General features: G+C 62.6%; 20 protein-coding genes. 8 read left to right on the forward strand and 12 right to left on the reverse strand.

What is annotated here, in order from left to right:
• Positions 1 to 601 precede the first annotated feature (601 nt).
• The 7 genes from AWB78_RS19085 to AWB78_RS19115 all read right to left on the reverse strand — a co-directional run bounded on the left by AWB78_RS19085 (position 602) and on the right by AWB78_RS19115 (position 6,945).
• Positions 602 to 1,588, reverse strand: coding sequence for an alpha/beta fold hydrolase (locus AWB78_RS19085; RefSeq protein WP_062607038.1), 987 nt, complete (start codon positions 1,586 to 1,588; stop codon positions 602 to 604).
• Between the two features lie 41 nt (positions 1,589 to 1,629).
• Positions 1,630 to 2,931 carry a glycosyltransferase family 87 protein gene (locus AWB78_RS19090; protein WP_062607041.1) on the reverse strand — a complete coding sequence of 434 codons (1,302 nt, stop codon included), beginning with the start codon at positions 2,929 to 2,931 and terminating at the stop codon, positions 1,630 to 1,632.
• Between the two features lie 237 nt (positions 2,932 to 3,168).
• Positions 3,169 to 4,044 (reverse strand): glutathione-dependent disulfide-bond oxidoreductase, encoded by an 876-nt coding sequence (yghU, locus tag AWB78_RS19095; RefSeq protein ID WP_062607042.1) that lies wholly within the window; start codon positions 4,042 to 4,044, stop codon positions 3,169 to 3,171.
• A 104-nt stretch (positions 4,045 to 4,148) separates the two neighbouring features.
• Positions 4,149 to 4,529, reverse strand: a complete 381-nt coding sequence (locus tag AWB78_RS19100; protein ID WP_062607044.1) for a TraR/DksA family transcriptional regulator — start codon at positions 4,527 to 4,529, stop codon at positions 4,149 to 4,151.
• A 68-nt stretch (positions 4,530 to 4,597) separates the two neighbouring features.
• Positions 4,598 to 5,401 (reverse strand): family 1 encapsulin nanocompartment shell protein, encoded by an 804-nt coding sequence (locus tag AWB78_RS19105; protein WP_062607046.1) that lies wholly within the window; start codon positions 5,399 to 5,401, stop codon positions 4,598 to 4,600.
• Positions 5,394 to 6,437: a Dyp-type peroxidase gene (locus AWB78_RS19110; RefSeq protein ID WP_062607049.1), complete on the reverse strand. Its 1,044-nt coding sequence runs from the start codon at positions 6,435 to 6,437 to the stop codon at positions 5,394 to 5,396. The genes AWB78_RS19105 and AWB78_RS19110 overlap by 8 nt, the downstream gene beginning before the upstream one ends.
• 184 nt (positions 6,438 to 6,621) lie before the next feature.
• Positions 6,622 to 6,945 (reverse strand): DUF6566 family protein, encoded by a 324-nt coding sequence (locus AWB78_RS19115; protein WP_062607056.1) that lies wholly within the window; start codon positions 6,943 to 6,945, stop codon positions 6,622 to 6,624.
• 205 nt (positions 6,946 to 7,150) lie between these two features.
• Between AWB78_RS19115 and AWB78_RS19120 the strand changes: the two genes are divergently transcribed.
• Positions 7,151 to 7,876 (forward strand): haloacid dehalogenase type II, encoded by a 726-nt coding sequence (locus AWB78_RS19120; RefSeq protein WP_062607120.1) that lies wholly within the window; start codon positions 7,151 to 7,153, stop codon positions 7,874 to 7,876.
• A gap of 229 nt (positions 7,877 to 8,105) precedes the next feature.
• Here the strand turns inward: AWB78_RS19120 and AWB78_RS19125 are convergent, their stop codons facing one another.
• On the reverse strand, positions 8,106 to 8,738 hold the full coding sequence (locus AWB78_RS19125; protein ID WP_062607058.1) for an NUDIX hydrolase: 633 nt from the start codon (positions 8,736 to 8,738) through the stop codon (positions 8,106 to 8,108).
• A 262-nt stretch (positions 8,739 to 9,000) separates the two neighbouring features.
• On the opposite strand from AWB78_RS19125, the gene AWB78_RS19130 reads away from it, so the two are divergent.
• Positions 9,001 to 9,636, forward strand: coding sequence for a TetR/AcrR family transcriptional regulator (locus AWB78_RS19130; protein ID WP_062607059.1), 636 nt, complete (start codon positions 9,001 to 9,003; stop codon positions 9,634 to 9,636).
• Between the two features lie 46 nt (positions 9,637 to 9,682).
• Here AWB78_RS19130 and ttdB read toward each other — a convergent pair whose 3' ends face one another.
• From ttdB to AWB78_RS19145, 3 genes are read right to left on the reverse strand one after another with little or no spacing between them, the layout of a single operon-like run.
• The gene (gene ttdB, locus AWB78_RS19135) at positions 9,683 to 10,291 is read right to left on the reverse strand and encodes a L(+)-tartrate dehydratase subunit beta (protein WP_062607061.1); all 609 of its coding nucleotides are present in this window, start codon (positions 10,289 to 10,291) and stop codon (positions 9,683 to 9,685) included.
• Entirely contained in the window at positions 10,288 to 11,187 is a 900-nt protein-coding gene (gene ttdA, locus AWB78_RS19140; RefSeq protein WP_062607063.1) for a L(+)-tartrate dehydratase subunit alpha, read from the reverse strand. Before ttdA ends, ttdB begins: the two co-directional genes overlap by 4 nt.
• Positions 11,188 to 11,234: 47 nt before the next feature.
• Positions 11,235 to 12,539: an MFS transporter gene (locus AWB78_RS19145; RefSeq protein WP_062607064.1), complete on the reverse strand. Its 1,305-nt coding sequence runs from the start codon at positions 12,537 to 12,539 to the stop codon at positions 11,235 to 11,237.
• Between the two features lie 140 nt (positions 12,540 to 12,679).
• On the opposite strand from AWB78_RS19145, the gene AWB78_RS19150 reads away from it, so the two are divergent.
• Positions 12,680 to 13,603: a LysR family transcriptional regulator gene (locus tag AWB78_RS19150; RefSeq protein WP_062607066.1), complete on the forward strand. Its 924-nt coding sequence runs from the start codon at positions 12,680 to 12,682 to the stop codon at positions 13,601 to 13,603.
• 12 nt (positions 13,604 to 13,615) lie between these two features.
• Here AWB78_RS19150 and AWB78_RS19155 read toward each other — a convergent pair whose 3' ends face one another.
• Entirely contained in the window at positions 13,616 to 14,545 is a 930-nt protein-coding gene (locus AWB78_RS19155) for a LysR family transcriptional regulator (protein WP_062607068.1), read from the reverse strand.
• A 117-nt stretch (positions 14,546 to 14,662) separates the two neighbouring features.
• On the opposite strand from AWB78_RS19155, the gene AWB78_RS19160 reads away from it, so the two are divergent.
• From AWB78_RS19160 to cuyB, 5 genes are all read left to right on the forward strand, one after another.
• Entirely contained in the window at positions 14,663 to 15,748 is a 1,086-nt protein-coding gene (locus AWB78_RS19160; RefSeq protein ID WP_062607070.1) for a tartrate dehydrogenase, read from the forward strand.
• A gap of 15 nt (positions 15,749 to 15,763) precedes the next feature.
• Positions 15,764 to 17,182: a pyruvate kinase gene (gene pyk / locus AWB78_RS19165; protein ID WP_062607072.1), complete on the forward strand. Its 1,419-nt coding sequence runs from the start codon at positions 15,764 to 15,766 to the stop codon at positions 17,180 to 17,182.
• A gap of 72 nt (positions 17,183 to 17,254) precedes the next feature.
• Positions 17,255 to 18,169, forward strand: a complete 915-nt coding sequence (locus tag AWB78_RS19170) for a LysR substrate-binding domain-containing protein (protein ID WP_062607075.1) — start codon at positions 17,255 to 17,257, stop codon at positions 18,167 to 18,169.
• Between the two features lie 187 nt (positions 18,170 to 18,356).
• Positions 18,357 to 19,652, forward strand: a complete 1,296-nt coding sequence (locus tag AWB78_RS19175; protein ID WP_062607077.1) for a dicarboxylate/amino acid:cation symporter — start codon at positions 18,357 to 18,359, stop codon at positions 19,650 to 19,652.
• The gene (gene cuyB, locus AWB78_RS19180) at positions 19,649 to 21,106 is read left to right on the forward strand and encodes a cysteate racemase (RefSeq protein ID WP_062607079.1); all 1,458 of its coding nucleotides are present in this window, start codon (positions 19,649 to 19,651) and stop codon (positions 21,104 to 21,106) included. Before AWB78_RS19175 ends, cuyB begins: the two co-directional genes overlap by 4 nt.
• The last annotated feature ends 84 nt before the right edge of the window (positions 21,107 to 21,190 follow it).

The raw sequence follows: 21,190 nt of genomic DNA on the forward strand, positions 1-21,190 counted from the left end.
TGCTGCGACGAGCGAACCGGAAAGCGAGGGAAGGAATCGATTCTTCATATCAATTAGGATGACGAATAGGGGGACGCGTTCACACTGCGACGCGAGCGACTGACGGATACGTTTCTCAGCGAGCGGACGAAGCGACGCGCACACCGGCCACGCGCAGGCGTCTCCGATGTTCTCGCGAACGGTCATTAGTGATCCGAATGACTGCCCGATGTTGAAAACGGTTGGCCGGCGCGAAGCAGGGCGTCGGGACAACCAGGGGCAGTGCAGACTCGCTGATGCAAATCCGGGCGCATGACTGGCATGCATTCGAATTGCGGGGCCGCCGGGCAAATCGATGCCAGACGATCGATGACGACGACGAATTCACGGGAAGCCGGTCATCGGTAACTTGTGCAGCGCTTGACGCTTCGGGAAGTCGAAATTGCTGACTATCGAGCGTGTTTCAGTCCAGCCGGGGTTAAGCATGGCCGGGCATGATTCAGCGGGGAAAGATTACTTTGTTCTGATGTTGATGTAAACCCGATAGCAGAAAAAACATCTTGTACGATGCAAGAATTAAACCGCTATGTTCTCCGTTTTATCGCTCCGCACGCAGTCGTTTCTACGGCGACTTTCGCGAGTCGGCCTTCCATGTCGAAGGGTCGCGCACCGCATCGACGACCCGGCGTATCGCAGCGATAACCAGCTCCGGCTGATCCTGATGGACGTCGTGCCCGCTCTTCTTCGCGACGACGAGTTTCGCATCGGGTGTCATATGCGCGAGGTCCTCGTGCAAGCCGCTCAAGATCGCTTCCATCTTGCCGCTCGGCCATCCGGGAAACGGCGCCGCAAAGGGAATGCCGTGAACGAGGACGAAGAGCGGTATCGGGCGCATCGGCGTGTGCGCTCGTGCTTCGCGCACTTGACGGATCGAGGCGTCGCTCTCGAGCGGTGCGGTCCACCATTGCTCCGCTTCCGGATATGCATCGAGCAACGCCTGATTCTTCACCGTGAGTGCTTCGAACGTGTTCCATTGCGCAGGCGGGAGCGCTTGGTGAAAGCGTAGCCAGACATTCTCCGGCGTCGTGTCGATCAACACCATGCCCACGACATCATCGGGATAGATGCTCGCATAGAGGCGCGTGATGAGGCCGCCGGCGGAATGTCCGACGAGCACATAAGGTCCGGGAATTTTGGCGGCTGTCAGCAGCGCGTGGAGATCGGCGACCCTGTCGCGCGCGGTTCGCGGCTGGGGCACCGGCGTGCTGCGGCTCGGCAGAAACAGCGGACCATTCGGATCGAGCTTCGGATCGACTTCGAGGAGCGTGCCGGGGCGGTCGTACGCGCAGACGCGCGTGAAGGCGGCCACGCCCGGCAGCACCATGGTTCGCGAGCCAGCGGGATCGAGCTTGTCGCGGCTCCAGACGTCGGCGCGGCTGAGCGCGCCTGCTTCGAGAATGACGGTGGGACTGCCGTGGCCTCGGCACTCTAGATAGAGCGAACGTCCTCTGCCGATATCGACCGGCCCCGAAAAGTCGCCTGCCGACACTGCCGACGCCTGCAAGATCACACTGAGCATGAAGCCTGCAACGAAGCGATGGCGGGACATGATGATGGAGTCTCAGGCCCGCGACCCGCTCGACTGTATGCTCATAACATTCGCGAATCGAGGCGGCCGCTGTCCACTTGCGGATTCAGTCGCCGCTCCGACGCCGGCAGAAAATACCGCGCGACACAGAGCACCCAGGTAAGCAGGGCCGAAACGGTATACATCGCGGATCGTTCCATGAAGAACAGCAGAAACACCGCAAGCGCGAGGAGCACGATCTCGGCACGAGGCACGATGGCGGACTGCCGCACATCCCATCGTTCCAGCGCGGTCCCGAGCAGAATCGCCAGCGGAATCAGCGCGACGACCATGTGAATCGGCTCCAGAATGGGCGCGGCGAGCAGCATCGTGATGCACGCGAGCCCGTAGTCCATGCGCCTGTCCTGGCTGCGGCGCAGGACGAGATAGCACGCGAGCAGACACACGATCGCGGCGAAGATCGTCGACGTAGCATGAAGCGTCGCTTCGGACGCGGGCATGCCGAGCCTCTCGGATACGGTCTGCAATGCGCCGCGCACCGAGCTGTTCCCCGGCAAGCCGCCCGCGCTCACGATATGCGTCTGCGCGCGCGCGATCTCCACGGTGAAGTAATCCCAGATGATGCGAAAGCCGAGCTGGCTCGCAGTGAAGAGCGTGAGCGCGATGGCCCAGATGCCCGTCGATACCACGGTGCGCCATTCGCGTCGCAACAAAAGCAGGCCGACAACTGCGAGCGGCGTCACTTTGAAGACGACCGCGAGCGCGAGAAAGACGCCCGCTGCCCAGCGATTGCCGCGCTCGACCAGAAAGAACGCCGTGGCCAGCAGGAAGAACAGCAGCTCATTGGATTGCCCGAGATACGCGTCGTGCAGCACCGGAAAGCTCAGCAACGTCACCGCGATGAGCAATGCGGTCACGCGCTTGTCTTCGCCGCGATAGGCCATCTTCGCGAGAAGAATCGCGCCGACGATGCATAGTACGACGGACATCGCGACCCACGTGAGCTTCGCGGCGAACGACGGCAAAAGCGCGAACGGCGAAAAGATCAGCGCGAATTGCGGCGGATAGCAATAGATGAGGATATCGTTGACCGTATTCGCGCCGAGATTCGATATATATGAAACGAGCCGCTCGTTGTTATACAGAAGCGATGGGTCGTGCGCCGAGTTCAGCACGGTGCTGAACGCGTAGTAATAGAAATTGAAATCGCTGAACGCGCGCGGATGGTCGGCGCCGTAGGAAAGCGTGTAGTGATAGACGATCACCATGCGGATTGCGAGAAACCCCGCCGCGACCAGCATCAGCAAGGCCGCAATGGTCCGAACGTTATCCGCGGACCTGGCGCCAACCCGAGCGTTCAACATGGACGTTCTCCGTGTGTCGGCTTTCACGTTGTAAGGACGAAGTAGTCCCGAGCTTCGAGAATCGTCCGCCATTCGTCGCACGAAAGCGCGTGCGCGGAGCGTTGGCGGATCATACGGCCTACGAATCGTGACAGCATGACACGGGCGGCGTCAATCGCGTTCTTTGCACCGCAATGATGCAGCCGTTGGCGAAAAGTGATTTACGTCCGTGGGTTTTTTGCGCGTCGCGCTATCCGGTCACTTATCTGCGGACAGCTTGTCCTCTGTGCGCGTGTCGAAATCCGACGCGTCGTGTCGTTCGTGCAACTGGGTAGACGGCTCGCCGAAGGTGCGATTCACCATGCGGCCGCGTTGCACGGCGGGACGCGCGCCGATGATATCGGCCCAGCGGCGCACGTGCCTGTATTCGTGCACGGAGAGGAATTCGGCCGCATCGTAGAGCCAGCCGTTCACGAGGCCGCCGTACCACGGAAAGATGGCGATGTCCGCGATGGTGTACGCGTCGCCGGCGATATACGCGCTGTCCGCGAGGCGCTTGTCGAGCACGTCGAGTTGGCGCTTCACTTCCATCGCGAAGCGGTCGATCGGATATTCCATCTTGCTCGGCGCATACGCATAGAAGTGCCCGAAGCCGCCCCCGAGATAAGGCGCGCTGCCCATCTGCCAGAAGAGCCACGACAGGCATTCGGCACGTTTGGCCGGCTCCGTCGGCAGGAGCGCGCCGAACTTCTCCGCGAGATAGAGCAGGATCGCGCCCGATTCGAAGACGCGCACGGGCGTTGCGCCGCTGCGATCCATCAGCGCCGGGATCTTCGAATTCGGATTGACCTCGACGAAGCCGCTGCCGAACTGCTCGCCGTCGCCGATGCGAATGAGCCATGCGTCGTACTCCGCGCCGCGATGGCCGAGCGCGAGCAATTCTTCGAGCATCACGGTGACTTTGACGCCGTTGGGCGTGGCCAATGAATAGAGTTGCAGCGGATGACGACCGACCGGCAATGCCTTGTCATGCGTCGGCCCGGAGACGGGCCGATTGATGTTGGCAAAGCGTCCGCCGCTTTCCTTGCTCCATGTCCACACGCTTGGCGGCACGTATTCCGGCGATGCACTCATGCTCAACGCTCCTTGTGGCGAGATCGATCGATTCGCCCGAGGTTAGCAGGTCGACGCCAAACGTGCTCGGCGCTTCGAGTGCAACGGCACGCGCATGACGGGCATCATCGGCCCGCTTCGCGCCTGCCTTGTTCCTCCACCGTGAGAGCCGCTTCGGGCATCGCTTCGAGACGCGCCTTCGGGATCGGCTCGCCGCTTTCGTCGGAGAGTCCATACGTGCCTTCCGCGATCTTCCGCAGCGCGCGATCGATGTCGCCGATGCGCCGGTCGTTCACGTTGCGCAATGCCTGATTCGCGATGTCCTGCTCCATGCGTTGCGCATCGTCCTCATACTCGTGCGCCTCGGAACCGCGCTCTTCCTGCAATCGACGCTCTCCCGCGATGCCGCCTTCCTCGCTGCCGAGCAGTTCGCGCTTCAGTGCGAGAAGACGCTCACGCTGCTTCGCGATGAACTCGTCGCTCAGGCCGCCTTGTTGACTGGGCATGATCGTGCTCCTTGAAACCCGTGTTCGAAAGCGTGGCGAGACAGGGCCGCCACGCTTCATATATACCGCTATTCGCCCGCGGGGATGGAAACGGACGCCTCGCTCGTCAGCATCAGGAACGTGAGCGTTTCGCGCAGATAGAGCTGCACGGCGGTATCGGTATGGCTCGTGTAGCCGATCGACAAGTCCTGTCCGATATGCAGTTCGTAATCGCCGCCGCGCGTCGACAGCACGCAGCCGCCTTGCAAAGCGGGCGCCCATATGAGATCGCCGCTCACGATGCGCTTGATGTGCTGAATGACCGGATAGCCCTGATCGCTTGCTTCCGCGAGCGCGGTATAGGCATCCGCGCCGAGCAGCACGGAGTAGGGGCCATCGACGCCGGCAAGCCGGAGTTTCTCGAGCGCCTGGCTGATGGCGGCGGGATAATCGGCGACATCCGTGGGCAACAACGTCGGCGCGTTCGAGCTGCCCTCACGAATGCCGACGATGCCCGCAGCCGCGAAGCCGTCGAAGATGGCGCCGTCCTCCGCGAGCGCCAGCTCATTCGCGGCGGTCTTCCCGGGTTGCCAGTCGCCGTCGTTGGAGCCGCGCTCCACACTGTCGATGGCCTCGCGCTGCAACGTGAACGGCACGGTGAGCTGCACGAGCTGCCTCACTTCATACAGCTTCGCCGAGACGCCTTTCTTCGGCGATTCGATGTTCGTCTGATGCCCCGTGCCGATGGCCGATAGCGCCGTGCCGCCGGGGCTTTTCACGTCGACGACACGCCGGCCCGCGAGGGCGCGCTTGAAGGTGCGTGCCACTTCGGCTTCGATCTGCGCCCATGCGGCGCTGGAGACGGGCGCGAGCTCTCGATGCAGGTTATTCATGTTGTGGCGTTCCTTTGAGTGAGCCAATGTTCAATGTTCCTTCGCGGCTATCCTCACGCTGGCTTTCTTCGATCGAAGCAGCCGCGGCATCCGGAATGCGGTCGGGAAGTTCGTCGAGCAGATCAGTGGACGGCACGAAGAAAAGGCCGCCCGTCACCGCGCGGCTATAGTCGAGCAGGCGGTCGTAGTTGCCCGGCGGCCGGCCGACGAACATGTTTTCCATCATCTGTTCGATCGGCTTCGGCGTGCGCGCATAGCCGATGAAATACGTGCCGAACTCCTTCGCACCCGGACGGCCGAACGCCATGTTGTGGCGCAGGATCTTCACTTCCTCGCCGTTCTCCTCGATCGTCGTGAGCGAGCTGTGCGAGCACGAGGGCTTGATCGAATCGTCGAGCTCGACATCGGAAAGCTTTTCCCGGCCGATGATCTTTTCCTGCTGCTCGACGGTCAGGCCGTTCCATGCGTCCAGATCGTGCAGATACTTCTGCACGATCACGTAGCTGCCGCCGGCGAAGGCCGGATCATCGTCGCCGATGATCGTGTAGTTCGCGGCGCGCTTGCCCGTCGGGTTCTCAGTGCCGTCGACGAAGCCGACCATGTCGCGCAGATCGAAGTAGCGAAAGCCGTGCACCTCGTCGACGACCGTGACCGCATCGCCGAGCTTGTTGAGCATCTGCGACGCGAGCTCGAAGCACAGGTCCATGTGATCCGCGCGGATATGCAGGAGGATGTCGCCGGGTGTCGCGATCGCGCGCCGTTCGCCCGAGCCGAACTCGCGAAACGGATGCAGCGACGCGGGACGCGGCGCGCCGAAAAGAACGTCCCACGCATCCGAGCCGAAGCCGCATATGCAGGACAGGTTCGCTGTCGGCGCGCGCATGCCGACCGCGCGGACCAGCGCCGCGATGTCGCCGCACCATGAGCGCACGACATCGGCTTTGCCTTCGGCGCGCGACACGGTGGCGACGATGAAGATCGCGCTTCGGGAAATCGGATTACAGACGGCTTGAGGTTCGGGTGTGTTGTCGGGCATCTGAAGAGTTCGATTGCGTGAAGCGGTTGATTGAATCGATCGACAAGTCATGGCGAAAGCCCGCGTCTTTCGGGCGCGAACCTCGCGTCAATGTCTGCTGACTTCGCTTGCTTCGCCGAAAGGCGAGGTATGGCGTGAGATCCCGGCAAACCCTGCAAAGATGCATCCGGGACGGTGAAATGCCTCAATTGCCCGGCGTGAAGGTGTGACCGGAGCTCCGTTCGGTTTCCGTGATGAACCACGTTTGCGCGTGCCGGCGCGTCACGACCCAGGAGTGAACGTCGCTGCCGTCGAGGTGTTGCCTGATCATCCGCCGCGCCCGTTCGATTCCGTCGCGCACGGCTTCGTCAGCGGTGCGCCATTCCGGCTGCACGGTCTCGGGCCAGGGGGCGAACGCGGCCTGGCCATCGCGGCTCACGTTGACGTCCGCGACCCACGCGCCGCGTTCATTGCGTCGGGTAGCGACTGAGATTTCGAATCCCGCATAAACGTCAAAGGCAGATTCCATCTGGTCCTCCGATGCGGATCAAACACTTCGATAAAGGCGGCCTGGCGTTTCATACGATTATAGATTGGCGTATTCGATGCACTTTGAGCGAAAGCAGTGGACCGACGATACACGAGCTTCATGTAACAAATACTCCAAAACGCGCGGTTTTGTAAGATCACGGGGCGCGATGATCTTCACCACCATCCAACTGACAGGAGCGAATGTGAAACTGACCGATTTCGACACGCTGACCTTCGACTGCTACGGCACGTTGATCGACTGGGAAACGGGAATCTTCGAAGGGCTGCGCGCGCTGCTGGAGCGCGTCAAGCCCGCGTTGACGCGCGATCGGGTTCTCGAGGCGCATGCGCGCCACGAGTCGTCGCAACAGCGTTATACGCCGGGCAAGCGATATCAGGATGTATTGGCCATCGTGTACAAGCGGCTCGCGGAGGAATGGGGCGTTTCTTTCACGCACGATGAATGCATCGCCTATGGCCGATCGATTCGTAACTGGCCCGCGTTCGCGGATTCAGCGGACGCGCTGCGCTACCTGAAACAGCATTACAAGCTCGTGATTCTGTCGAATGTCGACAACGAGAGCTTTACGCATAGCAACGAGAAGCTGGAAGTGGAATTCGACGGGATCTTCACGGCGGAAGATATCGGCTCGTATAAGCCTTCGCCGCGAAACTTCGAATACATGCTGGAGAAGCTGGGCGAGCGCGGTATCCGCAAAGATACGATCCTGCACACGGCCGAAAGCCTTTTTCACGATCACAAGCCCGCGAACGGCTTCGGCCTTGCGTCGTGCTGGATCTATCGACGTCATTCGCAGCCGGGCTTCGGCGCGACGATGGACCCGGGTTCGCAGCCGACTATCGATTTTCGCTTCAACAGCATGGCGGATCTGGTGAAGGCGCATCAGGAGGCGCTGCTCGCGAAATAGCCGAGTCGATAACCGGATGATCAGGCGCCGCCGTCACGTTTCGGTATGGTCACGGCGGTGCATAAGATGATTTAAGTGGCGATGAGGTATCGGAGTGCGAACTAATTTACGCGCTTCAAAAGCAACTAACCGTCCTCCGCTCAAACATCCTACAAAGCTTCGCCATCGACCCCAGCCAGCAGCAGCGGCGCGCAACTGACTTCGAGGGGTTTACCGAAGAGAATTCAGTTCAATCGAAATCGATCTCGCCGCTGCGTCGCAGTTCGTCGAGACGTTCAATCTGCTGCGGCATGATCCGGCCCAGTGACAGTGACGGAAGAGCATCGAGACTGAAGAATCCGACCGCATCCGTTTCAACGCCGATCACTTCGCCCGCGCGCACGATCTCGCCGAGAAACACGAGCTTCCAGATGTGAAATACCGAAGGCGGATGAGGATGCTTGGCCGTATCCCACGCCGCGAGCAGACGAACGATCTCGACGGTATAACCGCTTTCTTCCCGCACTTCCTTGGCGGCATTCTCCGCTGGAGACAAGCCCACATCGGCCCAGCCGCCCGGAAGCGACCAGTGTCCATCGGCTGCTTCGCGCACGAGCAGGATCTGTCCGGCCTCGTCGAATACAGCGCACCTCACATCCAGCTTCGGATTGGCATAGCCTTCCTCGAACGCAAAAAGTTCGGTGACCTTATCGGTTCTCATCGACGCTATTTCGGCGATTTGCGCATGTGCGATCGCCGCTATTTCTTCGTATCGCTCCTTGTCGAAGACGCCGGTCGTATAGTGCAGCCCCGTCTGCGCGAGTGCGAGCAGGCGGCGAGCCTGTTCGAGCCGCAGTCGGGATGATGAATTCTCGTTCGGCATTGGCGCATTCATTGGCGATGAGTCCACGTTTAGACCCCTGCGATTGTAGCGCCTGCCTTTTTTCGGCACGAACCAGACACGAGCGAGCGTCCAGACCGAAGTTCATCGACGCACTCTTTTTCGGCGGATCTTGACTAGCGTTTCAATTTCTCGTCGTCAAGGCGGCGACAATCCGTATTCACAGCGCTATGCTTGTCCCATCACGCTCGGCATAATGGAGCTATTAAGTGACTGTCGCAATTTCATCCGTGGCCGCAAAGATATGAGCGAACAACGAGTAAAACGAGATCCGGAAGGCACGCGACGGCGCATTCTCGAAGCCGCCACCGAACAGTTCACGAAGTTCGGCCTCGCGGGCGCGCGCGTCGACGCCATTGCCTCCGCGGCAGGCACGAACGAGCGCATGCTTTACTACTACTTCACGAGCAAGGAAGGCCTGTACGTCGCGGTGCTCGAAGCGATGTACGCGCAGTTCGCGGAGCGGGAGGCAAAGCTCGATCTGTCCGGCATGCCGCCAGCCGACGCGATTCGCGAGCTGGCGCGCTCCATCTGGACACATCTCCGGGACAACCCGCAGTGGCTGAGTCTCGTCAACAACGAAAATCTGCACGAAGGGCGATACCTCGAACGTTCGAGCAGGTTGCTGGAGGCGCTCTCGCCGGTGGTCGAACTGGTGCGCGTGACGCTCGAGCGCGGCACGGCGGCGGGGCAGTTTCGCGCGGGCATCGATCCGCTGGACTTTTACGTGACGCTCGTCGGCATGGGCTATTACATCGTGTCCAACCGCTATACCATCGACGCCTTCACGGGCCGGAATTACGCGGAGAAGCCTCGTCAGGAGGCCATTTCCGCGATGCATCTCGACATGCTTCTTGCCTATCTGCGTCCGGCGAGCTAGCCGGCGCGCGGCGGCCCGAAAGCGTATCGGGCCGGCGCAACGCCGCTTACTTGATGAAGCTGAGCTGCGCGCTGATCCTGTCGAGGATCGGCTTCTTTTTCTCGTTGAACACCGCCTTGTTCTGCTGGATCAGGTTATTGCCCTTGGTGTCGATCGAAATGATCAGCGGGCCGAATTCCCTGACGCGGTTGATCCACAAGGTTTCCGGCATCCCCAGGTCCTGCCACTCCGCGCCTTCGATTTCCTCGACCAGCGTCGCGGCCAGCACTGCGCAGCCGCCCGGGAAGATCGCGTGCACGGCCTTGTGCTCCTGACAGCCGGCGGCGGTCTCGGGGCCCATGCCGCCTTTTCCGACGATCAGCTTCACGCCGGTCTGCTCGATGAACTCGCGCTCGAACTTCTCCATGCGCATGCTCGTCGTCGGGCCGATGGACACCATTTCGAAGCTGCCGTCGTCTTTCTTGCGAACGATCGGACCCGCGTGAAAGATCGCGCCGCCTTCGAGATCGACGGGCAATTCGCGCCCCTGTTCGATCAGTCTTCGATGCGCGACATCGCGGCAGGTGACGAGCCGGCCGGTCAGATAGACGACGTCGCCGACATTGAGGTCTTCAAGATCTTCGCTCTTGATGGGGGTGGTCAACACTTTTTTCACAGCACCACTCCTTCGTGGGAAAGGATTTCGTACGACAGGTCGGCATTGATGCGAATCTTGCCGCGCCGGTGCGCCCAGCAGCCGGTATTGATGGCGACGCCGATGGTCGACGGATGGCGCGCCGACGACTCGATATTCACGCCCATCACGCTGTTGTTGCCCTTCAGGCCTTGCGGTCCGATGCCGATCTCGTTGAGCCCGTCCTCGAGCAGTTCTTCCATCAGCGCGGCGCGGGGATTCTCGCTCTTCGAGTCGACCGGGCGCAGGATCGCGAGCTTGGAGAGGCGCGCCGCGGTCTCGACCGATGTCGATACGCCGATGCCGACGAGCAGCGGCGGACATGCATTCACGCCGCGCTCGGTGATCACGTCCATCACGAACTCCGCGACGCCTTCGTAGCCTTGCCCCGGCATCAGCACCTTGGCCGCGCCGGGCAGCGTGCAGCCGCCGCCGGCCATGTACACGTCGATGGTGCAACTGTCCTTTTCCGGCACGATGCGCCAGTCCAGCCAGGGAATCTGCGTGCCCGTGTTGGTGCCGGTGTTCTTTTCGTCGAAGGTTTCGACCGCGTTGTGGCGCAGCGGGCCCATCTTCGTCGCGCCCGCGGTGGCTTCGCGCAGAATCTCTTCCAGCTCGCCGAGCAGCGGAAAGTGCGCGCCGGCCTCGACGAAATACTGGATCACGCCGGTGTCCTGGCAGCTCGGACGGTTGAGTTTGTCGGCGGCTTCCTGATTGCCGTCCATCGAGTCATAGATCGACTTGGCGAGCGGATTCGTTTCCAGCGTGCGCAGTTCGGCGAGCTTTGCCTTCACGTCCTTGGGCAGACGCTTGCCGATATAGGCGGTGAACTTCGCCATGGTGTCCGTGACGGACTGAATGGCTGCTTCCTTTTCCATGTTGCATTCCTCTGACGACATATTGTTGGGACGGGGCGCGTCTGGTTTCAATGCACGGCCGCATTGCCGGGCGTGACGGGTGATTTCTGCGTGCGGGCCAGGAGCAGCGTCAGCACGGCGGAGAGCACGAGCAGGCCCGCGACGAAATAGAGTCCGCCGCTGAAGCTGCCGGTCCGATCCTTCATCCAGCCGATCATCGCCGGGCCGACGAAGCCGCCGAGATTGCCGATCGAATTGATGGTGGCGATGCCCGTGGCCGCCGCGGCGCCGGAGAGGAACATCGTCGGCATGGTCCACAGGGGCGGCTTCGCGCAGCTGATGCCGATATTCACGAGCGTCAGCGCGGCGATCAGCCCGACGACGCTATTGGCCATTGCCGCGACCACGAGACCGACCGTCGCCGCCACGCAGGCCAGCACGACGTGCCAGGTGCGCTCGCCGGTGCGGTCGGAGTGGCGCGACCAGAAGACCATCGCGACCACCGAGACGACAGGCGGAATCGCATTGAGCAGGCCCACCGTCATCGACGAAACGCCGAGTTGCTTGATGATCTGCGGCGCCCAGATGCCGAGCGTGTACAAGCCCGCCGACGTGCCGAAGTAGATCAGCGACAAGGCCAGCACGCGCGGATTCGCGAGGCCGCTGATGATGCCGTGCTTCGCGCCGGCCGAAGCACGGCTCGCGGTTTCCGCGTTCATCACGTTGACCAGCCACGTGCGCTCGTCTTCCTTCAGCCACTTGGCTTTTTCGGGCTTGTCGGTCATGTAGAAGAACACGACGACACCCAGGATGAGCGCGGGAATCGCTTCGAGAACGAACATCCACTGCCAGCCGTGCAGGCCCATCACGCCGTTCATTTCGAGCAACGCGGCGGACAGCGGCGAGCCGATGGCGGTGGAGATCGGCGCGGCGGCCATGAAGAACGCCGTCACCCCCGCGCGGCGGCGGGCCGGGAACCAGTAGCTGAGGTACAGGATGATGCCGGGGAAGAAGCCCGCTTCGGCCGCGCCGAGCAGAAAGCGAATGACGTAGAAGCTGGTCGGCCCTGTGACGAACGCCATCGCCGCGGAAATGATGCCCCACGTGACCATCACGCGGGCGATCCATATGCGGGCGCCGACCTTGTGCAGGACGATGTTGGAGGGCACTTCGAACAGGAAGTAGCCCCAGAAGAAGATGCCGGCGCCGAAACCGAGGATCGAGGCGGTGAAGCCCAGATCCGTTTTCATCGTGAGCGAGGCAAAGCCGATATTGACCCGGTCGATGTAGGCGATGAAGTACAGCAGCATGATGAACGGCACGATGCGCCAGCTGACCTTGCGCAGGGTGCGTTTTTCCAGATCCATATCCATGGAATGTCTCCTTTATCCGATGATCAATCGATGTCGCGGCCGTCTTGCGCGGCTTCGCTCGATCCGGAACCAAGGTTAAAACCGATGGAAACGCGTATGAATCGATCTAAACTTAAAACATCATTGCAAAAAACTCACGAATGAACATGGACTCGGAGCTGAGCTTCTTCTGCCTGCTGGTGAAACAGGGCAGTCTCGCGTCGACGGCGCGGGAATTGAACCTGACGCCGCCGGCGGTTTCCCGGCGGCTTTCGGCGATGGAAGATCGTCTGGGCGTGCGCCTGCTCAACCGCACGACGCGGCGGATCAGCCTGACGAGCGAAGGCGAGGTCTACTTCGCGAACGCGCAGCGCATATTGAGCGACATCGACGACATGGAGCGGCTCGTTTCGAGCAGCCGGGCCGCGCCCAAAGGACTGTTGCGCGTGAATGCGCCGCTGGGATTCGGGCGCTCGTATATCGGTCCGGCGATCTCGGTGTTCAGCCAGGATTTTCCCGATGTCGAAGTGCAGTTGCATCTGACCGACCGGCCCGTGAGCCTGCCCGACGAAAGCATCGACGTTTCCGTGCGTTTCGGCGAAATGCCGGATTCGCGTCTCATCGCGAAGAAGATCGCGTCGAACCGGCGGCTGCTGGTTTCATCGCCCGGCTATTTGCGCGCATCCGGCGAACCGGTTCATCCGCACGATCTGACGCAGCATCAGTGCATCGTGCTGCGGCAGAACGAAAGCGCGTACGGCAACTGGCGGCTGAGCCGGAGCGGGCGCACGGAGACCATCAAGGTGCACGGCAAGCTGAGCACGAACGATGGCGAAGTGGCGCTCAACTGGGCGCTCGAAGGGCACGGCATCCTGATGCGCGCGGAATGGGATATCGCCAAGTATCTTCGCAGCGGACGGCTCGTGCAGGTGCTGACCGATTACGACACGCCGCCCGCGGATATCTACGCGGTCTATCCCGAGCGCCTGAATCTCTCCGCGAAAGTGGCGTGCTTCGTCGAGCATCTGCGCGGCTATCTCGGCCAGCACGCCGACGGTCCGTCGCCGGTCAGTTCCAACTGGTAGTCCGGATGGCGGTCACGACCCGCGCCGGGCCACTTCGCCCTTGAGCTCGTGCGCGATGAAATCGACGAACGCGCGAATGCGATTGGACATCTGATGCCGCTGCGAATAGACCGCGAAGATATCCGCGTTCGGCGTTTCGTGATCGGGCAGCACGCGAACGAGCGAGCCGTCCGCGAGATATTGCCCGAGGTCCCATTCGGCGCGCATCAGAATGCCGTGGCCTTCGAGCGCCCATTTGACCGCGATCTCGCCGTCGTTCGTCGTCAGCGTGCCGTTGATGCGCACGGCCTCGGTCTTGCGCGACGTGCCCCGGCCCGATGTCAGCCGCCACACGCCATACGCTTCGTCGCCCTGGCGAATGCCGATGCAGTTGTGGCGCGTCAGATCGTGCGCGGTGAGCGGCATGCCGCGCGCCGCGATATACGAAGGCGCGGCGCACAGGAGGCGCCGGTTCGCCGCGAGCCGCCGCGCGACCACGCGCGTATCCGGCGGCTCGCCGAAACGGATGCAGACATCGAAGGCATCGTCGGTCAAAGGCGGCGGCGTCACCGATAACTGAAGCTGCACCGATACCTGCGGATGCTGCGCGACGAACCGCGATATCACCGGCGCGACGTGGCTGCGCCCGAAGCCGAGCGTCGCGTTCACGCGCAGCAAACCCTTCGGGCTTTGCTTCGCGGAGCCGAGCAGTTCCGATAGTTCATCGATCTCGTCGAGAATCCGGCGCGCGCGTTCGAGATAGAGCTCGCCTTCCGGCGTGAGCATCATCCGGCGCGTGGTCCGGTTGACGAGCGCGACGCCCGCACGCGTCTCCATCTGCGACAGGCGCTTGCTCACGGCCGCCGCCGTCAGCCCCAGTTCGCGCGCCGCCGCGCTCAGGCTGCCCGCAGCGGAAAGCGTCGAAAAGAAGCTCAGATCGGCAGGCTGAACGGTATCGGACATCGCGCTGATTCGTGAATCAAAGTTAACGATACTTTAAGTTTAGCAGCGGTTTTGGAGCTGGAATGTGGGTAGAGTTCGTTCACACAGACATCACGGACATTCCACGGAGACAGAGACATGACGACCTATCGCATCGCGACCATTCCCGGTGACGGCATCGGCAAGGAAGTCGTTCCCGCCGGTCAGCAAGTGCTCGAAGCGCTCGCGAAGTCGAGCCGGTCGTTCGCATTCGAGTTCGAGAACTTCGACTGGGGCGCGGACTACTACCGCCAGCACGGCGTGATGATGCCCGAGGACGGTCTCGATGCGATCCGCGACAAGGACGCGATCCTGTTCGGCTCGGCGGGCGATCCCGACGTGCCCGATCACATCACGCTGTGGGGCCTGCGCCTGAAGATTTGCCAGGGCTTCGATCAGTATGCGAACGTGCGCCCGACGCGCATCCTGCCGGGCATCGACGCGCCGCTCAAGCGCTGCAAGCCCGAAGACCTGAACTGGGTGATCGTGCGCGAGAACTCGGAAGGCGAATATTCGGGCGTGGGCGGCCGTGTGCATCAGGGTCATCCGATCGAAGCCGCGACCGATGTATCGATCCTGACGCGCGCCGGCGTCGAGCGCATTCTGCGTTTTGCGTTCCGCCTCGCGCAATCGCGTCCGCGCAAGCTGCTGACGGTCATCACGAAGAGCAACGCGCAACGTCACGCAATGGTGATGTGGGACGAGATCGCAGCCGAAATCGCGAAGGAATTCCCGGACGTCAAATGGGACAAGGAACTGGTGGATGCATCGACCGCGCGCATGGTCAATCGCCCCGAGTCGCTCGATACGATCGTCGCGACGAACCTCCACGCCGACATTCTCAGCGATCTCGCCGCCGCGCTCGCAGGCAGTCTCGGCATCGCGCCGACGGGCAACATCGATCCGGAGCGCCGCTATCCGTCGATGTTCGAGCCGATCCACGGCTCTGCGTTCGACATCATGGGCAAGGGACTGGCGAATCCGGTCGGCACGTTCTGGTCGGTCGTGATGCTGCTCGAGCATCTCGGCGAGTACGACGCCGCGAAGCGTGTCATGCAGGCGATCGAAGCCGTGACGTCCGACAAGTCGCTCCATACGCGCGACCTCGGCGGCACCGCGACCACGGCGCAAGTCACCGATGCCGTGTGCGCGCTGATCGACACCCAAGCGGCCAACGCCGCCTGACCGGAGCCGACCGACATGCGCCGCACGAGAAATGCCCGGATCGTCGCTACGCTGGGTCCCGCGAGCACGAGCCATGAAACGATCGAAGCGCTGCACAGGGCGGGCGCCGATGTCTTCCGCCTGAACTTCAGCCACGGCACGCACGACGATCATCAGCGCCGCCTCGAAATCATCCGTGCCGTCGAGAAGGACGCGGGCCGGCCTATCGGCGTGCTGCTCGATCTGCAAGGACCGAAGCTGCGCATCGGCACCTTCGCGAACGGCCCGATCACGCTGGAGAAAGGCGCGCGCTTCCGGCTCGATCTCGACGCCACCAAGCCCGGCGATGCCACGCGCGTCGCGCTGCCGCATCCGGAAATCTTCGCGGCGCTGAAGGAAGCGACGAACCTGCTGCTCGACGATGGCCGCGTGCAGCTCCGCGTCGATCGATGCGGGCCTGACTTCGCCGAAACGACCGTGATCGTCGGCGGTCCGCTCTCCGAGCGCAAGGGCGTCAACGTGCCCGATGTCGTGCTGCCGCTCTCGGCGATGACCGAGAAAGACCGGCGCGATCTCGAGTTCGGCCTCACGCTCGGCATCGACTGGCTCGCGTTGTCATTCGTGCAGCGTGTCGAGGACATTCGCGAGGTGCGAAAGATCGTCGGGGATCGCGTGGGCATCGTCGCGAAGCTGGAGAAGCCTGCGGCCATCGGCAGTCTCGATGCGATCGTCGATGAAGCCGATGCCGTGATGGTCGCGCGCGGCGATCTCGGCGTCGAGATGCCGGCGGAGCAGGTGCCCGCGATCCAGAAGCGCATCGTGCGCGCGTGCCGCAAGGCGGGCAAGCCGGTGATCGTCGCCACGCAGATGCTGGAATCGATGGTCACGGCGCCGGTGCCCACGCGCGCCGAAGCATCGGATGTCGCCACCGCGATCTACGACGGCGCGGACGCGGTGATGCTGTCCGCCGAATCGGCGAGCGGCAAGTATCCCGTCGAAGCGGTGCGGATGATGGACCTCATCATCGCGCAGACCGAACGCGATCCGTACTATCGCGAAGTGATCGCCGCCTCGCACGCGGCGCCGCGCGCGAATACATCGGATGCGATCGGCTACGCGATGCGCCACGTCACCGGCCTGCTCGATGCCGCGGCCACCGTCGCCTACACGAGCTCCGGTTACTCGGCCTTGCGGATGGCGCGCGAGCGGCCGTGCGCGCCGATCGTCGGCATGACGCCGCAGATCGGCATCGCGCGCCGCCTCGCGCTCGTCTGGGGCGTGCATCCGGTCGTGTGCAAGGAAGTGGTCGACATGCTCGAAGTGAGCGAGCTCGCCTGCGAAACCGTGCGCGCGGAAGGCTTCGGCACGACGGGCGATACCGTCGTCATTTCGGCGGGCATGCCGTTCGGCACGCCGGGCACGACGAATCTGCTGCGCATCGCGCAGATCGCGTAAGGCATGGGCGAGCGTAGAATTTCCGGCTCGTAGCGGCGAGCTCATTCGTCGCGTATCGGAGACGGATGGCTCATGGAAATCAAGTGGATCGAGGACTTCATCGCGCTCGCCCGATATCAAAGCTTCTCGCGCGCGGCGGAATTTCGTAACGTCACGCAGTCCGGCTTCAGCAGACGCATCCAGTCGCTCGAGCAATGGGTCGGCGCCGATCTCGTCGACCGCAGCGGTTTCCCGCCGACGCTCACGCCAGCCGGACAGTTGTTTCGCGACGCCGCCGAAGACATCCTCGACAAGCTGTTCGACACGCGCGCCATCATCCGCACGGAGCAGCGCATCTCGGGCAAGAGCCTGCAGATCGCGGCGGGCCACACCATCGCGCTCAACTTCCTGCCCGCGTGGCTGCGCACGCTCGCGAAACATATCGGCGAGGTGCGCGCGCGGGTCATTCCGGCGAACGTCCACGATTCGATCCTCATGCTCGTCAACGGCAACTGCGAGCTGATGTTCGGCTACCACCACCCGCAGTTGCCGCTGCATCTCGATCCTTCGAAGTACGAGTACGTGACCGTCGGCGTCGATACGTTCATGCCGGTGTGCAAGCCCAATCAGCGGCTCGCGCCGATGTACCGCCTGCCCGGCGTGCATGATCGTCCGATGCCGTTCATCGCTTATACGGAGACGAGCTACTTCGGGCGCTGCTTCGCGCTTCTGATGGAGCACACGAAGGCATCGCCCGCATTGCGGCTGCACTACGAGTCCGACATGGCCGAGGTCGTGAAGAAACTCGTGCTGGAAGGCGAGGGCGTGGCGTGGCTGCCGAAGAGCTCGATCGCCGCCGAGCTCGATGCGGGCGATCTCGTGGCCGCCGGACGCGCCGAGTGGCAACTGGCGCTCGAACTGCGCGTGTACCGCGACATCACGAATCGCAGCGAATTGCTCGACACGCTATGGGACCATCTCCGGACTACCGCCGGGCCGGCCGATTAGCGATTTTCCCGCGCTATGCGAAATTTGCATAGCCATATGCAGCACTAGCATTCACGTTTTTTCTGCCTTCCCTAAGATTCCGTCCTGACACATAAAAAGCAGCGCGTCGAACGTCGATGCGTGAGCCATTCCCGAGCGCGCAGCGGTCACGATCGACCGTTCGTGCGCCATCCCAGGACGGAGACACATGAAGAATCGACTCACCCTCTATATCCTCGCCGGCATGGTGCTCGGCGTGGCTGTCGGTTATGTATGCCATCGCACGGCGGCGGATGCCGAGCACGCCAAGGTCATCGCCGGGTACTTTTCCATCGTTACGGATATCTTCCTGCGGCTCGTGAAGATGATCATCGCGCCGCTCGTCTTCGCGACGCTCGTCTCGGGCCTCGCGGGCATGGAAGGCACGAGCGACGTGCGCAGAATCGGCCTGCGCTCGATCGCGTGGTTCGTGAGCGCGTCGCTGTTTTCGCTCGCGCTCGGGCTCGTGCTCGCGAATCTGCTGCAACCCGGCGCGGGCCTGCACATGACCCAGACGAGCGCCGATGTCGCCACGGGCCTCAATACCTCCGGCCTCAACTTCAAGGACTTCGTGACGCACGCGTTTCCCACCAGCATCCTCGATGCGATGGCGCGCAACGACATCCTCCAGATCCTCGTCTTTTCCGTGCTGTTCGGCATCGTGCTCAGCGTGATCAAGTCGGACCCGCGGGTCGCGCCGCTGATCGCGGGCGTCGAAGGGCTCGTGCCCGCGATGCTGAAGCTGACCGACTATGTGATGCGCCTCGCGCCCATCGGTGTGTTCGGCGCGCTGGCATCGGCGATCACGGTGCACGGGCTCGATGTGCTCACTACGTACGGCAAGCTCGTCGCGAGCTTCTATGTGGGGCTCGCGCTCCTCTGGGGCGCGCTCATCCTCGCGGGCTACGCGTTCCTCGGCAAGCCGGTGTGGACCTTGCTCAAGGCGATCCGCGAACCGGCGATGCTCGCCTTCTCCACTGCGAGCAGCGAAGCGGCGTATCCGCGTCTGACCGAGAAGCTGGAGGAATTCGGCGTCGACAAGAAGGTGGTCGGTTTCACCTTGCCGCTCGGCTACGCGTTCAATCTCGACGGCTCGATGATGTATCAGGCGTTCGCGGCGATCTTCATTGCGCAGGCCTTCGGCATCGACATGCCGATCGGCACGCAGATCGTGATGCTGCTCGTGCTCATGGTGAGCAGCAAGGGCATGGCGGGTGTCGCGCGCGGATCGGTGGTGGTGGTCGCGGCGGTCGCGCCGATGTTCCATCTGCCGCCATCGGGCGTTGTGCTGGTGCTCGCCATCGACCAGATTCTCGACATGGGACGCACGGCGACCAACGTGATCGGCAACAGCATCGCGACGGCGGCCATCGCGAAGTGGGAAGGCAAGCGTGCTGCACGGCAGGAGCGCCGCGCGGCGATGGCCTCGCCTTCGTTCGGCCAACTCGAAGGCGAGACGAAATGAGCAGCAAGGACGCGGCGCTCGCGCGCAAGTTCGGTGTCGTGGGCGGACTCGGTCCGCTCGCGAGCGCGGACGTTTTCTTCAAGCTGATCAAGTCGACGCCCGCCACGCGTGACGCCGAGCACTTCGATGCGATCTTCGAGCAGCAGCCCTTTCGCAGCGCCGATGCCGACAGCGACACGCTCACCCAGCGCAAGCTGTATATCTTCGATCTGATCAGCAGCTTCGAAAAGCGCGGCGTCACGACGGTCGTGCTGCCGTGCTTTCTCAGCCATACGTTCATCGACGAGCTGAAGGCCAATTCGCCGCTGCAGATCGTCGACATGATCGAAGCGGTCCGCAGCCATGTGCGCAGAAAGTTTCCGTCCGTGCGCCGCGTGGGCGTGCTCGCGTCGGCCCATACGCGGCGCAAGGCATTGTTCGAGAAGTATTTCGCGGCACCCGAGTTCGAGGTGATCCACCCGCGCGCGTGTGATGGCGTCGATCTCGTCACCGAAGCCGTTTATGGCGCCGATGGCGTGAAGAGCGGCAATCTGCGTGGCCGTCCTGTGGAACTGTTGCGCGCGGCCTGCGAGGATCTCATCGCGCAGGGTGCGAATATCATCGTGCCGGGGCTTACGGAGATCGCGCTCATAGCCGACGAACTCGGCGCATTGCGCGTGCCGCTCGTCGATTCGAATCTCGCGTATGCGCAGTACGTCGTGTCCGGTCAATACCAATTGCCCGAGACGATCTTCAAGGTCGGCGTGGTGGGCGGCGTCGGGCCGGCGGCGACGGTCGATTTCATTCACAAGATCGTGCGCGCCACGCCCGCAACGCGCGATCAGGACCATATCAAGCTGCTCGTCGAGCAGAATCCGCAGATTCCGGATCGCACGGAAAACCTCATCGGCAACGGGCCTGATCCGACGATCTCGCTCTATGCGACCTGCAAGAAGCTCGAAGCGGGCGGGGCGGATCTCATCGCGATTCCATGCAATACGGCGCATGCGTTCGTCGAGCGCATTCAGCCGCATCTCGGCGTGCCTATCGTGAACATGCTGACGGTGACGGTGCGCTATCTGCGCGAGTCGTTTCCCGCGCTGCGCTCGGTGGGCGTGCTCGCGACGTCAGGCACGATCGCGAGCGGCGTGTACGAGAAAGCGCTCGCATCGCAAGGCTTGCGGCAGGTCGTTCCCGGCCCCGCATTGCAGGCGCGCGTGATGGAAGCCATCTACGGCATGCAGGGCGTGAAAGCCGGATTCACGACCGGACAGTGCCAGGACGATATCGCCGCCGCAATCGACGGGCTCATCGCCGAGGGCGTCGAGGTCATCATTCTCGGCTGCACGGAACTGCCGCTTCTGTTGCGGGACGCGCATGTCGTCGGCGCGAACGGCACGCGCGTGAGCGTCGTCGATCCGACCGATGTGCTCGCGAAGCGATGCGTCGCGTATGCGGCCGCGCCGCCGCACTGATCTCACCGCATCAACCAAGCCAACGCGACGAAACCCGCACACGACGTGTGCCGGATGACTTCGTTCGCCCATCGATTTCAGCAC

The organism is Caballeronia calidae (genome assembly GCF_900044055.2).
Lineage (GTDB): Bacteria > Pseudomonadota > Gammaproteobacteria > Burkholderiales > Burkholderiaceae > Caballeronia > Caballeronia calidae.